We start from the raw sequence: 14580 nt of genomic DNA on the forward strand, positions 1-14580 counted from the left end.
CATGCAATTCAAAGAGAACCAAACCATCTACTTACAAATAGCCGAACGAATCAGCGACGAGATTCTGTTAGGGCACTATGCCATCGGGAGCCGCATACCTTCGGTACGCGAATATGCCGCACTCGTGGAAGTGAATGCCAACACGGTCATGCGCTCTTATGAATTCTTGCAGACCCAGAGCATCATCTTCAACAAACGAGGCATAGGGTTCTTCGTTTCGCCCGATGCCAAAATAAAAATAAAGAGCTACCGCCGTAACGAGTTCCTTAAAAACGAATTACAACGTTTCTTCATACAGATATATACACTCAACATTTCTATGGAAGAAATCGATCTCATGTATAAACAATTCATCGATAAATTAAATTCCAAAACATCAAACGCACAATTATGAAACGCTCTACTATTATACTGATTATTTTCCTCGTCTTGCTAATAATCACTCCTATCGTAATCGTAAAAACGGTCAACAACCTATCTCCCGAATCAAAGCTTAAAGGCATACAGACCCTATGGAATAAATCAGATCCGAATACCCCTACCCGATATATCATTACCGAAGAATATTTCGGGAGCGACAGCATCGGCACTACAATCAATATTACGACCGATGCCGATTCTGAATCGACCCTTATCGACAATCACAGATACGACGAAGATACGATTCGTATATCGGGAAACGCCCATAGTAGTTACAATATCATTTATGAGGAAGAAGTAAATCTAATTATCGAAAACAAAAATCCGAACATAAAATTCAAGATCGCAAATGCCAATCTCAGTAAGATTAGTCTCAATTCCTCGGGCGAAACAGATATCGTCTCATCAAACTTAGGGACCTTAATATTCCAAGACAGCATAAATACCGCTCCTATCCGCCTCCTTCAAAATAACATCGGTGGACTGATTGCATTGAGCTGCACAAACCGTCCGATGGAAATAACCGAGAACAACATAGGCACAGCCATTTTTCCAGAAAAATACAGAGATTTCTCTCTCGTCAACAATAATATCGGCGTTAACACATGGTCCAATGAATATAATATAACCATAGGTTCCGAAACGAATAACGACAGTGCAGACACTCATGGAACGTTCAAAATGAAAATCAATGTCAAAACCGACGAATAATACAAATCATTTCACTAAACCACAATACATTTTATCAGGTAAAAAATGAAAAGAGTTTTCAAATTAGGTATATTATTGGGATTTATATTCTCATTATGTACTGCGGCACAAGCAGCCCCTACCGCTTGTAAAATAAACGGGGCTGTTACCGATTCGATTAGCGGAGAAGCTATTCCGTTTGTCACCATAGGGATAGAGAACAACGAAGGAAAAGTATTGAGCCGAATCGCTTCGGACGCCTTAGGGAAGTTTACGATCACAGCTTCGTCGGGTCAAAATTATCGTCTGGTCGTCTCATCGGTTGGCTACGGAACAAAATACGTCGATATATCACTTTCGGAAAATGAAAAAAATAAAGATTTAGGAACCATAAAACTTACAGAAAGTTCAGAGTTATCCGAGGTAACAGTCATCGCTCAAAAACCTTTAATAAAAAGCGACATCGATAAAATCACTTACGATATGGAAGCCGATCCAGACGCCGCCAGCAATAATGCACTGGATATGCTGAGGAAGGTTCCCATGATTACAGTCGATGCCGAAGAAAATATACGGTTGAACGGACAAAGCAACTATAAAGTATTGGTCAATGGGAAAAGTTCGGCAGTAATGTCGGGAGACAATGTCAAAGAAGTTCTCAAAAGTATGCCGGCCAATACGATTAAAAATATCGAAGTTATCACGAATCCCTCTTCCAAATACGAGGCCGAAGGTGTAGGCGGTATCATCAACATCATCACAGTTTCCCGCCGGGAAACCAACGGTATCGTAGGTAGTGTAGGTGCAAATGCCGACACCTATGGAGGCTTCGGGGGAAACGTCTATCTCTCTTCCCAAATCGGGAAATTCGCTTTCTCCGGCAGATACTCCGGAAGCCGTTATACCAACGGCGACGGAGGTCACTCGAAAGCTTTTATGGAGACGTTTGCCAACGATGAATTTTACCGCTCCGAAGTATATGGTTCTTCCAAATATCGGGGAGCCGGACATAACATGTCCATCGAAGCCAGTTATGAAATAGACACGCTTAACCTCATCAGTTTCTCGGCATGGGGCTGGTTGGGAAACAACAAATCGACAAATGACTTGAATCAAACCTATTTCAATCGCGCCAATGATATCAGCAGTCAATATCGTTCGTTAGGAAGTTCCAGCAGCGACTACGGTTCTGTATCGGGTACTCTCGACTACCAACGCTCTTTCGCAAAAAAAGACCGCACGCTAACAGCCTCGTATCAATTCGAGTACAATCCCAACAACTCGGACTACACGACCGAAAATCAGGGGATTCTTCATTCAGAAAGCTACATCGAAAAAAGTAAAAACAAAGCTCACGGAACCGAACAAACCATACAGATAGACTATTTCGACCCCTTGACCGATATGCATCAAATCGAGGGCGGGGTAAAATACATCATGCGCTGTAACGTAAGCGATGGAGATAGAGACAAAAGCATTTGGGACGAAACAACCGAAGATTGGAAACAAACACCGCTCCCGGTCAACGATCTCGACTATACACAACATATCTTAGGCGTCTATACCGGATATGTACTAAAAGTTAAGAAATGGAGCGGTAAAGTAGGAGCCCGATTAGAATCGACTTGGAACGATGGCCGCACTACAAATTACGACGTCACGGAAACACCCAAAAAAACAAAGTTCGATAACAATTTTTTCAACATTGTACCTTACGTCACCCTATCGTGGCAACCCCGAGATATGCAAACATTCAAATTATCCTATACTCAAAGGCTTAGTAGGCCCGGAATTTGGCAGCTAAATCCGTTCAAAGACAGTTCGACCCCCATGCAACTGGTATATGGTAACCCTAATTTGGAATCGGAAATATCACATACATTCTCCTTAGGATACACATTGTTTACGGCAAAAGGACTAAACTTAGCCACCGAACTGAATGGACGCATACAAAACAATGGGATAGAGCAGACTATCTTCATGGACGAAGACGGTGTGGCCAACGTAACTTACGACAATATCGGAAAAGCCAGAGAATGTAACTTGAACGTATTTTTTTCGGGAAATATCATTCCTACCCTCAGCCTCTACACCAACCTCTCCGGGGGATATGGAGATTATAGCTCCAAATCGGCAGGATATTCCAACAAAGGTTGGAATTACAACGGATACCTCGGCGCACGTTGGAACGCATGGAAAGACGGTGCAATAAGTGCCAACGTCGGTTACTACTCCGGATTTCGCATGTTGGTAGGAACATCTGCACCAATGGCATTTTGCGGGTTCAGTGTCAGTCAATCATTTTTTGAAAAGAAACTTCAACTGAACCTTTCGGTAAGCGATCCCTTTTCAAAAGAACGCAAATTTACCATGCACATTAAAAACGATGCATATCGTATCGATAACTACAACTACGATCCTTGTCAATACGTACGCTTAGGAGTCACCTATCGTTTCGGGCAAATGAAAGAATCGGTCAAGAAAGCTCGACGCAGTATCACCAACGACGATGTAAAAAGCGAAAGCAGTGGTGGGGCCGGCGGTATGGGAGGCGGGGCCAATATTCAATAGACTCTTTTGACTTCCTGATTTAAATAAACGAAAAAAGCCCCGGACTCGTGAGAATCCGGGGCTTTTTATCTTATTATCAACAAGCGATAAGTTATACCAACTGCTTCTTATATGTTCTCAATTCTTGCTTAATTCGATATATTCTCACCTTCACCGTCCCCAAAGGCATTTGTAAACGGTCGGCTATTTCGTCATAACGATATCCTTGCAAGTATAAACCAAAAAGGATACGATTATCAATAGACAACAAATCCATAATACGTTGAACATCGATTGTAGAAAAAGAATCTTCACCTTCTATTCCACCTTGCATATCATCGGTATCCGGTATCTCAAAATCGGTAGGAAGAGATTCTTGCCGAGACGAATGGCGACGACAATTCAAGAAAAGATTACGCATAATAGTATATAACCAACTTTTAATACTTCCGGAATCATCATACATCGCTTTATTGCTCAACGCTTTAAGCGATGTTTCTTGCAATAGGTCTTTCGCCTCGTCTTCATTATGAGTCAGACTTTTGGCAAAGCCTAACAGAGCATTTTGCAGTTTTACCACATGCTGCTCAAAATCTTCTTGAATCATTATTATATCTGAAAATTAAAAAATAATTTAGTAAAGATAAGGATTAATTTTTATAATAAAAAATTTAAACTGCCTTTCTTTACTAATACGCTCGAAAGCGAGGTTACTTAGGAGCCTTCTTATATAGCACGATCGCTATTACCGTATAGATGATATTGGGTATCCACATTGCCAACATAGGTGAAGTAGCCCCCGATACAGCAAAGGTAGAAGTCACAGTCGAGAATAATATATATGAGAAACTTAACAGCAAGCCTATACCGATATTGATACCCATACCCCCTTTTACCTTCCGGGAAGACAACGACATACCGATAGCTGTCAAGATAAATGCCGCGGCAGCCATAGCGAAACGCCGCTCATATTCTATCTCAAAATTTTTTATATTGGCGACCCCTCTCTCTTTTTGACGGATAATATAACGCCGTAGTTCGGGAGTAGTCATCACTTCGCTATCATTCTGCGAAATCAAGAAATCCGAAGGTTCTATGGGTACAATCGTATCGAGCGTCGACCCTTTTATCAATTCCTCCCGCATACCGTTGAAATTACGAATCACATAATTGTTAACCCGCCAGTGATAAGCCGAATCGTAATGAATGGTTTGAGCAGTCAATCGGGATTGAAGAACTTTCTTGTCGAACTTCTCCAAAGAAAAACGATAGCCAGTTTTGTTACTGTTGTCATAGCGCGATATATAGGCTATTACCCCCGGCTCTACCTGCAACTGAATATTACTGGCATAATCTACCCGCTTATTTTTGACATACGTATTCATATACTCGATACGAGTCACATTGGCCGGTGGTATTACATAGCAACTCAAATAGAGATTCAATGCAGCGATAATGGCTGCCGAAACCATATAAGGCACAAACAATCGCTTGAAACTGATACCGCTCGACAACATGGCTATAACCTCGGAGTTGTCGGCCAGCTTGGAGGTAAAAAATATAACAGCGATAAAAGTAAACAGAGGACTAAACAGATTGGCAAAATAGGGAAGAAAATTGAAAAAATAGTCGAATATCGTCGCCGACAAAGGCGCTTTCAAAAATGAATCCAATTTCTCGTTAATATCGAACATGACCGTAATAGCGAGAATCAAAGCTATCGCGAAAAAGTAAGTTCCCAAGAACTTCTTGATAATATAGATATCTATTTTTTTCAATATCTTCATCTCGTCCCTCTTTACAATCGTGTAGTCACCCGGCATATCATCTCGTCTTTCCACGACTTAAATGTACCGGCTAAAATTTGACGACGTGCCTCCTGAGTAAGCCATACATAAAATGCCAGATTATGTATCGAGGCTATCTGCATGGCCAGTATTTCTTCACTAATGAATAAATGGCGCAAATAGGCTTTACTGTAACATGTATCGACATAAGAAGTTCCCTCCGGGTCGAGAGGAGAAAAATCATCGGCCCACTTTTTATTCCGCATATTCATGATACCGTTACGGGTAAACAGCATACCATTGCGCCCATTGCGAGTAGGCATCACACAGTCGAACATATCGACACCCCGCTCTATACCTTCCAATATATTGGCCGGTGTCCCCACCCCCATTAGATAACGTGGTTTATCCTGAGGCAAGACCTCGTTGACAACCTCTATCATCTCATACATTTTTTCCGTAGGTTCGCCCACTGCCAATCCGCCGATGGCATTACCGTCAGCACCCAAATCGGCGACATGCTTCGCAGCCTCTATACGCAAATCGGGATAGACACAGCCTTGTACAATCGGGAAAAAAGTTTGCTTATAACCATACAAACCCTCCGTTTCACAAAAGTGTTTCCACCCCCGGTCGAGCCAACGGCGTGTCAAGGCCAATGATTTCTTGGCATAGTCGTAATCGGCATCGCCCGGAGTACACTCGTCGAGCGCCATCATAATATCCGCTCCGATAATACGTTGGGTATCTACCACATTTTCGGGAGTAAAAAGATGTTTCGAGCCATCGATATGCGAACGAAAGTGGGCCCCCTCTTCTGTCAGTTTCCGACGGTCGGACAAAGAAAAAACCTGAAACCCCCCACTATCGGTAAGAATAGGACGTTCCCAACCGTTAAACCGGTGCAGTCCACCGGCCTGACGCAATATATCCAATCCCGGACGTAAATACAGATGATAGGTATTCCCCAAGATTATTTGTGCCTTAATATCGTCCCTCAACTCGCGCTGATGCACGGCCTTGACCGAGGCCACCGTTCCCACAGGCATAAATATAGGGGTCTGTATCTTCCCATGATCGGTCGTTATCACTCCGGCCCTCGCATGGGTACACTCATCGGTATGTACCAGTTCAAAATCCATTGTCCGTCCTTTTTACTCGAAAAAATAACACAAATGAAAAAACAGAAAAACTGATTGACAACATCTGCTCGAAAAAACTCAAAACAGTTTCTTTACTTTATTCGGGAACAAAGATAATGCAAGGCGAATATAGAACAAAATTTATTTTAGCTCTGTTGGGTCATGCCTGTCTTGGACTGTCGTCAAAAAATGCGAACTGCTGTCAGAAGCAAATGATGGACAAAATCAAATAAACTTGATTTTCACTAAAAACGACAAGACACACCGACAAACATAAAAAACATTAAAAAGAATTACTTCGATATCTTTATCCTACGGAGTATTTACAAATACGTTTATATAATATTATATCGGTTAATTTCTTTTTAAACATCGAGTAGTTTATCAAATAGAAGATATATTTGCAGCTGTTATGCTGACGCCTCGAACGATAATAGTTTTTTTATGTTGGACATGCGGGCTGTCTTTTTTCTGCCACACCGCATATGCCCAATCTTCCACGCCTCCTCCCATGCGGCCGGGCAATGGGTCGGAATTGGAAATAAAAGGAGGTGAATTGTCGTGGCCCCGTACCGAACAGCTACCCTCTTCTACACCCAACGATCGGTTCATGCAGAAAAAGCTGAACGAGCACCTCGAATCTGCATCTTTAAACATCATGCGTCCCTCAACCATGTTTCCCGAAAATCCATCGGAATTCATGTTAAACGTAATTTTACTGCACGCAGTGAAAGACAGCATAGCCAGCCTTCACGACGAAACAATCGCGCGAATGGTCGATATGTTTGTATTACGTAACTTGTTACGGCCTCTCTCCAATGACAAACCCGCTCCTGTCAACAGCTGGTCGATGAGTGCACCCAACACCATGCCCTTCGGTATAGGCGTCTCTTATGTGGGACTCCTCGACCCTGTCGAAATATACCGTAACTGGCAACGCAAGAAAAGAGCCCTACGCACCAAAATGGTTTTAATGACCCTTTTCGGGAACACTACCCGCCCGCTCACCAAACATGAGACTGATTCAATAAAACGAAGCATCGAATGGAAACGTAATGTCCCGGTAAGTACGATTGCCAATCCCGTTCAGATATCCACCTTACTGAAAAACGATACCATCGTCGAACCTTCCAAGCCGAAATTTACAGCACCGCTCTTTGGAAAAGAGCGTCCCCAAACGGCTATCGATACCATCTCCGCAGCATCTTCACCGAAAATAAACGAGACCCGATAGCCTCTGTTCCTCCGAACTTTCTATGCTGCATCCGTGTTGTAAAAAATAAACAAGTCATTTTGTCAGAAACAAAAAGAATTATAAATGAACTTCTTATAGATCCGAACCTTTCCAACGTATCGGAAATATAGACATTATGTCATATTAACAGATTGATTTTCAGACAATATTTCATTAAAACACGGCTGGCATTTCTTTTGACTATATCCCAATGTAAAAACAAAAAAAAGATAAAATAGAAAGGAGAATAAATATATGAATTTCGACAATTTCACAATCAAATCGCAGGAGGCTATCCAAAAGGCTGTGGAGATTGTTCGTAATCACAACGAACAATCCATAGAACCGGTACACCTTCTAAAAGGTATCTTGCAAGTAGGCGAAAGCCTCACCTCATACCTTTTTCAAAAATTGGGAGTCAACGCAGGATTGCTAAACAACCAAGTCGACAGAGAAATAGAATCGCTTCCGAAAGTGAACGGAGGTGAGCCCTATCTGAGTCGGGAAGCTAACGATGCTCTACAAAAAGCAATCGACTATTCCAATAAACTCGGAGACCAGTTCGTGGCATTGGAAGCCATGCTCATGGGATTATTCCTCGTGAAAAGTCCGGCCTCTGCATTCATGAAAGATGCAGGCATAACCGAAAAAGAACTGGGCGCAGCTATCGACGAATTGCGAAAAGGGAAGAAAGTAACCGCAGCTTCGGCCGAAGACACCTACAATGCGTTGAGCAAATATGCAATCAATTTGAACGAACGTGCCCGTAACGGGAAACTCGACCCTGTTATCGGACGAGACGAAGAAATCAGACGTGTATTACAAATTCTGAGTCGTCGAACCAAAAACAATCCTATCTTGATAGGTGAACCGGGTACGGGTAAAACAGCCATAGCCGAAGGACTGGCGCATCGTATCGTACGCGGAGACGTTCCCGAAAACCTGAAAAGCAAACAAATCTTTTCTCTCGACATGGGAGCTTTGGTTGCCGGAGCCAAATACAAAGGAGAATTTGAAGAAAGGCTGAAATCGGTAGTCAACGAAGTCATTCAAAGCGAGGGAGAAATTATCCTCTTTATCGACGAGATACACACGTTGGTGGGAGCCGGTAAAGGCGACGGAGCAATGGATGCTGCCAATATTCTGAAACCGGCTTTGGCAAGAGGAGAATTGAGGTCTATCGGCGCTACTACGCTCGACGAATACCAAAAATATTTTGAAAAGGACAAAGCTCTCGAACGTAGGTTCCAAATCGTCATGGTCGACGAACCCGACGAAATGAGCTCTATCTCGATTTTGAGAGGTCTGAAAGAGCGGTATGAAAATCACCATAAAGTGAGGATTAAAGACGATGCTATCATAGCAGCCGTACAATTATCCGAACGATATATAACAGACCGATTCCTACCCGATAAAGCCATAGACTTGATGGACGAAGCGGCAGCAAAACTGCGCATAGAAGTAGATTCGGTTCCAGAGGCTTTGGACGAAATATCCCGACGAATCAAACAATTGGAAATCGAACGCGAAGCTATCAAACGTGAAAACGATACCGAAAAGCTGCAACAGTTAGCCAAAGAAATTGCCGACCTGAAAGAAGAGGAAACTAAATTCAGAGCCAAATGGCAATCGGAAAAAGAACTGGTTAACCGCATACAGCAAAATAAAATCGACATCGAGAACTTACGTTTCGAAGCCGATAAAGCCGAACGAGAGGGCGATTATGGTAAAGTAGCCGAAATACGGTATGCCAAAATCAAACAAAAAGAAGACGAAATCCATGCCACGCAACAAAAGCTACACGAGTTGCAAGGTGACAAAGCTATGATTAAAGAGGAAGTCGATGCCGAGGACATCGCCGACGTCGTATCTCGCTGGACAGGCATTCCGGTAAACAAAATGATGCAAAGCGAAAAAGACAAACTGCTCCACCTCGAAGAGGAACTGCACAAACGAGTTGTAGGTCAGAACGAGGCCATCACGGCCATTGCCGACGCCGTTCGTCGGAGTCGTGCCGGATTGAATGATCCTCGTAGGCCTATCGGGTCGTTCATCTTCCTCGGTACGACCGGTGTGGGTAAAACCGAGTTAGCGAAAGCTCTTGCCGAATATCTGTTTGACGACGAGAACATGATGACTCGTATCGACATGAGTGAATATCAAGAGAAATTCAGTGCCACTCGTCTCATCGGTTCCCCTCCGGGATACGTTGGATACGACGAAGGTGGCCAACTGACCGAAGCAATCAGGCGTAAACCTTATTCGGTGGTTTTGTTCGACGAAATAGAAAAGGCTCACCCCGACATCTTCAACATTCTGTTGCAGGTACTCGATGACGGACGATTGACCGATAACAAAGGCCGATTGGTTAATTTCAAAAACACCATTATCATCATGACTTCGAATATGGGTTCCGCCTTGATACGCGAAAATTTTGAAAAGATGACCTCTGCCAACAAAACCGAAGTCATCGAAAAGACAAAAGAAGCGGTCTTGAATATGTTGAAACAAACCATACGTCCCGAATTTCTCAACCGTATAGACGAAACGATTATGTTCACCCCGTTGAGCGAGAAAGAAATCGAAGAGATTGTGTCGTTACAAATCGACAACATCAAAAAGATGTTGGAGAAAAACGGTGTCACCCTCGAAATTACACCCAAAGCACTGGGCTTGATTGCAACCGAAGGCTACGACCCTGAGTTTGGAGCACGTCCGGTAAAACGAGTGATACACCGGCTTATCTTGAACCAGTTGTCGAAAGACCTGCTGGCCCAGAAAGTAGACCGATCGAAGCCTATCATAGTCGATACCGAAAATGACCAAATCGTATTTCGTAACTGAAACGAGATAAAAAGCAAGGAGGTGCGTCGTAATGCACGATGCACCTCCTTTTTTTCTACCGAAAACCTATTTATTCTCTGTTCTCTATTATTTTTCTACATTCTTTTCACTCCTCGGCAAGGGATTAAAATCGGGAAACTGGCGACCCAGTTTCATATCTTTCCCCATAAATGGAGTCCCAAATCTTTCACGCCAAGAATCGCGGGCTGCTCGTTTTTCCAATCGTGCCACTTTCTGTTCCAAATACTGAATATACTGATCTTTGGTCAGAATAGATTTAAATGTGGAATCCCGACGAACCTTAGCCGCTTTCATCGATTCTCGATTCGATTTCTCAAATTCCTTCTTTTTCTCTCGAATCGCTTTTACTTCCGTATCGAACGTCTTATCGGCTTCTTTTAATTGAGAAAGCTGTTTTTCGCTAAGATTCAAATCTTTCACCATTTGTTCACAAGGGAATTCACATTTCTCTTTCCGTTCGTTCTTTACTTTATTACCGGCAAATGAACTCATCGATAAAACGAGAACAAGAGCGAACGATACTATTGCCTTTTTCATAAATTTTCTCCTTTCATTAAAAAGTTTTCTTCAATTTATTTATTCGCGAATCTGTTTATAAGACTCTGTTTTTGTCCAAAGGTTTAACCACACGTTCTGCGAAATGTTTAAATTTAGCACTTTTAACAAAATGGAGAATTGTTATTCCCGAATTAAGTCTTTCAACTTAATAGCTTGGAAAGTCATGTGAGCCACGCTACTCTCATATAAAATACCCACTGTCTCACGATCGATCATGGTCAGACAGGTATATCCCCACCCCTCATCTTCGTCCAACATCACTTGATTTTCTGGCAACCACGTCAGGCCTTTATCTAAACTGGCTTTAATCGTAATATGGTTGCGCCCCTTCTTCGTGTTGGGATTCGAGAAAAGAAGGATATCCCTACCCAATACATTATCTTCGGCACGAACATGAATCAGACTCGCCATACACACGGGTTCTTGCAAAGCTTTTCGGGACGACTCATGCTCGGTCCATGTTTTTCCCAAATCCTCGGTTATGGCTACGGCTCGGCTTCCTCCCCGGTTATCCCGCATATTCAACATCAACACTCCCGGCTCTATCTCCACGACCTGAGCCTCTGTCGTATTTGTCCGTGCCAGATTATGTATATTCCAAGTTTTACCCCGGTCCTTACTATACATAATACCAGCATTCGGAATACGAGTCGAATCTATGAACTGAATGGGAAATACCAACGTGCCGTCCTGCATGGTAATACCTCGCCCCGGCCCTTGAAGTAGGAAATACCAAGAAGGATCTTTCACCTGCCCGGTTATATTAATCGGCTTCGACCAAGTTTTGCCGTCATCGGTACTCTTCGTCATCACGAGTTGAGCCGTATAGCTCTTTTCCATTCCCGGCTGTGAACTCCACCATGCCCGTTGATTCCCCATACCGTGTGTCCACGCCGCGACAATCCACACTGTATTTGTCTTTGTATCGACCAAGATAGAAGGGTCTCCTACCCCATTTTGGGCAGCCGGCAAGCCTCCGGTCTCTCCGAAAGAAAGCGGCAATCTCATTTTCTCCCATGTACTCCCGCCATCGGTACTACGACTCAATCCAACATCTACATGTTCTTGCAGATCCACGCTACTGTTATAACGCACATCATACACACCCAACAATGTACCTTTATTCGTAGTGACCAATCCGGGAATACGAAACGCCGAAGCACCGTCGTTACCAGCATGACGAACACCTACTCCCATGCGGTGTACAATACCGTCGGGCGACATTTTTTTACAAATAGCCTCTTTCCCGTCTATTGTCACAGAACTCAAATCGGCCGTCACCTTAGATAAAAGAGATGTGCCGGGTCTCACCTGCAAACTCACCCAAAAGAAATTAACTCCCGGAAATAATTTGTAATTACATTCCAAAACCACCGACTCAGACACATTCGATTCCTCGGCACATTTTATCGAATAAGAAGGATATGCCGACAATGTCTTACCGGGACTGAAACTCGAAATATAACTAACCGGAGCAAATCGATTCTTATCCTCTTCTTGACGGGCTTCTGTTCCACCATAATAGAGCTTTACAGATTGAATATCGTCGAGATTTTTACACCTCGACAAGTCTACTGTTACTCCATCAAGCATTCGGCTGTCTCGTGCATCGAATCGAAGATAAAATAATAGATTATCCTGCCGTTCTATCAAAATGGGGACTTGTGCCTCTTTTATAAAAACCGTATCCGAAGCTCTTACTACCGACCAATATCCAATTAACAAGGAAAAAAGAAAAAGTCTCTTCATGACATATCTAATTAAATTTGCGGAATAAAGATAACAGTTTTTTACTTATTACTCCAAAAACCAGCCGATTTTCATACTTCTCATAAACGGCTCTATCTTTCCGTTTCTTTCCTTGCAAAAACGGTTCAAAACAAGTATATTTGTATCAACAGAAACAAGTAATTTATGTTACAACCTCTGGCAGAAAGACTAAGGCCCAAAAACTTAGACGAATACATCGGACAGGAACATCTGGTAGGACCGGGAGCCGTACTGCGGCGTATGATCGATGCGGGTAAAATTTCGTCTTTCATTCTTTGGGGGCCTCCGGGTGTCGGAAAAACAACTCTGGCTCACATCATATCGCAACAATTACAAGCACCATTCTTCACATTGAGTGCCGTACAATCCGGCGTAAAAGAAGTTCGCGAAGTAATAGATCGATGCAAAGCCAATATTTTTTCCAAAGTACGTCCCATACTGTTCATCGATGAAATCCACCGGTTCAGCAAATCACAGCAAGACTCTCTCCTCGGCGCGGTCGAATACGGTACGGTGACGCTCATCGGAGCAACGACCGAGAATCCCTCTTTCGAAGTAATACGTCCCCTGCTCTCCCGTTGTCAGGTATATGTCCTCAAATCACTCGAAGTAAAGCACTTGCAGCTACTGCTCGACAGAGCTATACATTCCGATACTTATCTGAAAGAACGCGATATAGAAGTAAAAGAGACCGATGCTCTATTTCGTTATTCAGGAGGGGATGCCCGAAAGCTGCTAAACATCATCGATCTCGTATCCCAAGCGGTCGGAGAGAACGAAAAAATAATCATCGACGATGCGATTGTAACGGAACGGTTACAACAAAATCCTGCCGCCTACGACAAAAACGGCGAAATGCACTACGATATCATATCGGCATTTATCAAATCCATACGTGGCAGCGATCCGGATGCCGCAATCTATTGGCTTGCCCGCATGGTCGAAGGAGGTGAAGACCCCGCTTTCATCGCACGACGATTGGTTATATTGGCTTCCGAAGATGTAGGACTGGCAAACCCCAATGCCCTGCTTTTAGCCAACGCTTGCTTCGATGCTGTACAAAATATAGGGTGGCCGGAGAGTCGCATCATCATGGCCGAAACGACAATCTATCTGGCTAGTTCACCCAAAAGCAATTCGGCCTACATGGCGATAAATCAAGCACTAGAAACGGTAAAAACAACAGGAAACCTTCCTGTTCCGCTACATCTTAGGAATGCACCGACACAATTGATGAAAGAGTTGGAGTATGGAAAAAATTACAAATATGCACACGATTATACGGGTAACTTCGTCAATCAGCAATATTTACCAAACGAGTTGAAAGACAATAATTGGTGGAAGCCTCAGGATAACGTTGCGGAGAACAAGCTGAAAGATCATCTAAATAAGCTATGGAAAGACCGATACAAATAATCTGTCGAAATGCTATCTCGGGCTAACAAATAGCCGTCATTTTGTAAATTTTTGTAACAAAATATTTCAAAGCGCATAAAAACTAAGAAAAAAAGAATTACTTTTGTAATCTATCAAAACCAAATTATACCAAACTACTAAACAAAGA

The 14580-nt window shown here is 43.0% G+C and carries 11 protein-coding genes; 6 read left to right on the forward strand and 5 right to left on the reverse strand.

All coding sequences use genetic code 11. The annotated features are described in order from the left end of the window. The first annotated feature begins 1 nt into the window (after position 1). From HMPREF9448_RS01585 to HMPREF9448_RS01595, 3 genes are read left to right on the forward strand one after another with little or no spacing between them, the layout of a single operon-like run. Entirely contained in the window at positions 2-394 is a 393-nt protein-coding gene (locus HMPREF9448_RS01585; protein WP_008860826.1) for a GntR family transcriptional regulator, read from the forward strand. Beyond that, entirely contained in the window at positions 391-1131 is a 741-nt protein-coding gene (locus HMPREF9448_RS01590; protein ID WP_008860827.1) for a hypothetical protein, read from the forward strand. Before HMPREF9448_RS01585 ends, HMPREF9448_RS01590 begins: the two co-directional genes overlap by 4 nt. Before the next feature lie 45 nt (positions 1132-1176). Next, positions 1177-3681, forward strand: coding sequence for a TonB-dependent receptor domain-containing protein (locus tag HMPREF9448_RS01595; RefSeq protein ID WP_008860828.1), 2505 nt, complete (start codon positions 1177-1179; stop codon positions 3679-3681). A gap of 91 nt (positions 3682-3772) precedes the next feature. Here HMPREF9448_RS01595 and HMPREF9448_RS01600 read toward each other — a convergent pair whose 3' ends face one another. From HMPREF9448_RS01600 to tgt, 3 genes are all read right to left on the reverse strand, one after another. Further along, positions 3773-4267, reverse strand: a complete 495-nt coding sequence (locus HMPREF9448_RS01600; RefSeq protein WP_008860829.1) for an RNA polymerase sigma factor — start codon at positions 4265-4267, stop codon at positions 3773-3775. A 103-nt stretch (positions 4268-4370) separates the two neighbouring features. Further along, entirely contained in the window at positions 4371-5447 is a 1077-nt protein-coding gene (locus HMPREF9448_RS01605; RefSeq protein ID WP_040295901.1) for an LptF/LptG family permease, read from the reverse strand. An 11-nt stretch (positions 5448-5458) separates the two neighbouring features. Next, positions 5459-6589: a tRNA guanosine(34) transglycosylase Tgt gene (gene tgt / locus HMPREF9448_RS01610; RefSeq protein ID WP_008860831.1), complete on the reverse strand. Its 1131-nt coding sequence runs from the start codon at positions 6587-6589 to the stop codon at positions 5459-5461. A 412-nt stretch (positions 6590-7001) separates the two neighbouring features. Here tgt and HMPREF9448_RS14570 point away from each other — a divergent pair, with 412 nt between their 5' ends. Both HMPREF9448_RS14570 and clpB read left to right on the forward strand, forming a co-directional pair. Next, positions 7002-7823: a hypothetical protein gene (locus tag HMPREF9448_RS14570; RefSeq protein WP_008860832.1), complete on the forward strand. Its 822-nt coding sequence runs from the start codon at positions 7002-7004 to the stop codon at positions 7821-7823. 255 nt (positions 7824-8078) lie between these two features. Continuing rightward, a complete protein-coding gene (gene clpB, locus HMPREF9448_RS01625; RefSeq protein ID WP_008860833.1) occupies positions 8079-10667 on the forward strand; it encodes an ATP-dependent chaperone ClpB in 2589 nt (862 codons plus the stop codon). An 87-nt stretch (positions 10668-10754) separates the two neighbouring features. Here clpB and HMPREF9448_RS01630 read toward each other — a convergent pair whose 3' ends face one another. Beyond that, a complete protein-coding gene (locus HMPREF9448_RS01630) occupies positions 10755-11225 on the reverse strand; it encodes a hypothetical protein (RefSeq protein WP_008860834.1) in 471 nt (156 codons plus the stop codon). A gap of 141 nt (positions 11226-11366) precedes the next feature. After that, positions 11367-12995, reverse strand: a complete 1629-nt coding sequence (locus HMPREF9448_RS01635; RefSeq protein WP_008860835.1) for a sialidase family protein — start codon at positions 12993-12995, stop codon at positions 11367-11369. Between the two features lie 165 nt (positions 12996-13160). Here HMPREF9448_RS01635 and HMPREF9448_RS01640 point away from each other — a divergent pair, with 165 nt between their 5' ends. Beyond that, the gene (locus HMPREF9448_RS01640; protein WP_008860836.1) at positions 13161-14432 is read left to right on the forward strand and encodes a replication-associated recombination protein A; all 1272 of its coding nucleotides are present in this window, start codon (positions 13161-13163) and stop codon (positions 14430-14432) included. The last annotated feature ends 148 nt before the right edge of the window (positions 14433-14580 follow it).

Source organism: Barnesiella intestinihominis YIT 11860 (genome assembly GCF_000296465.1).
Taxonomy (GTDB): domain Bacteria; phylum Bacteroidota; class Bacteroidia; order Bacteroidales; family Barnesiellaceae; genus Barnesiella; species Barnesiella intestinihominis.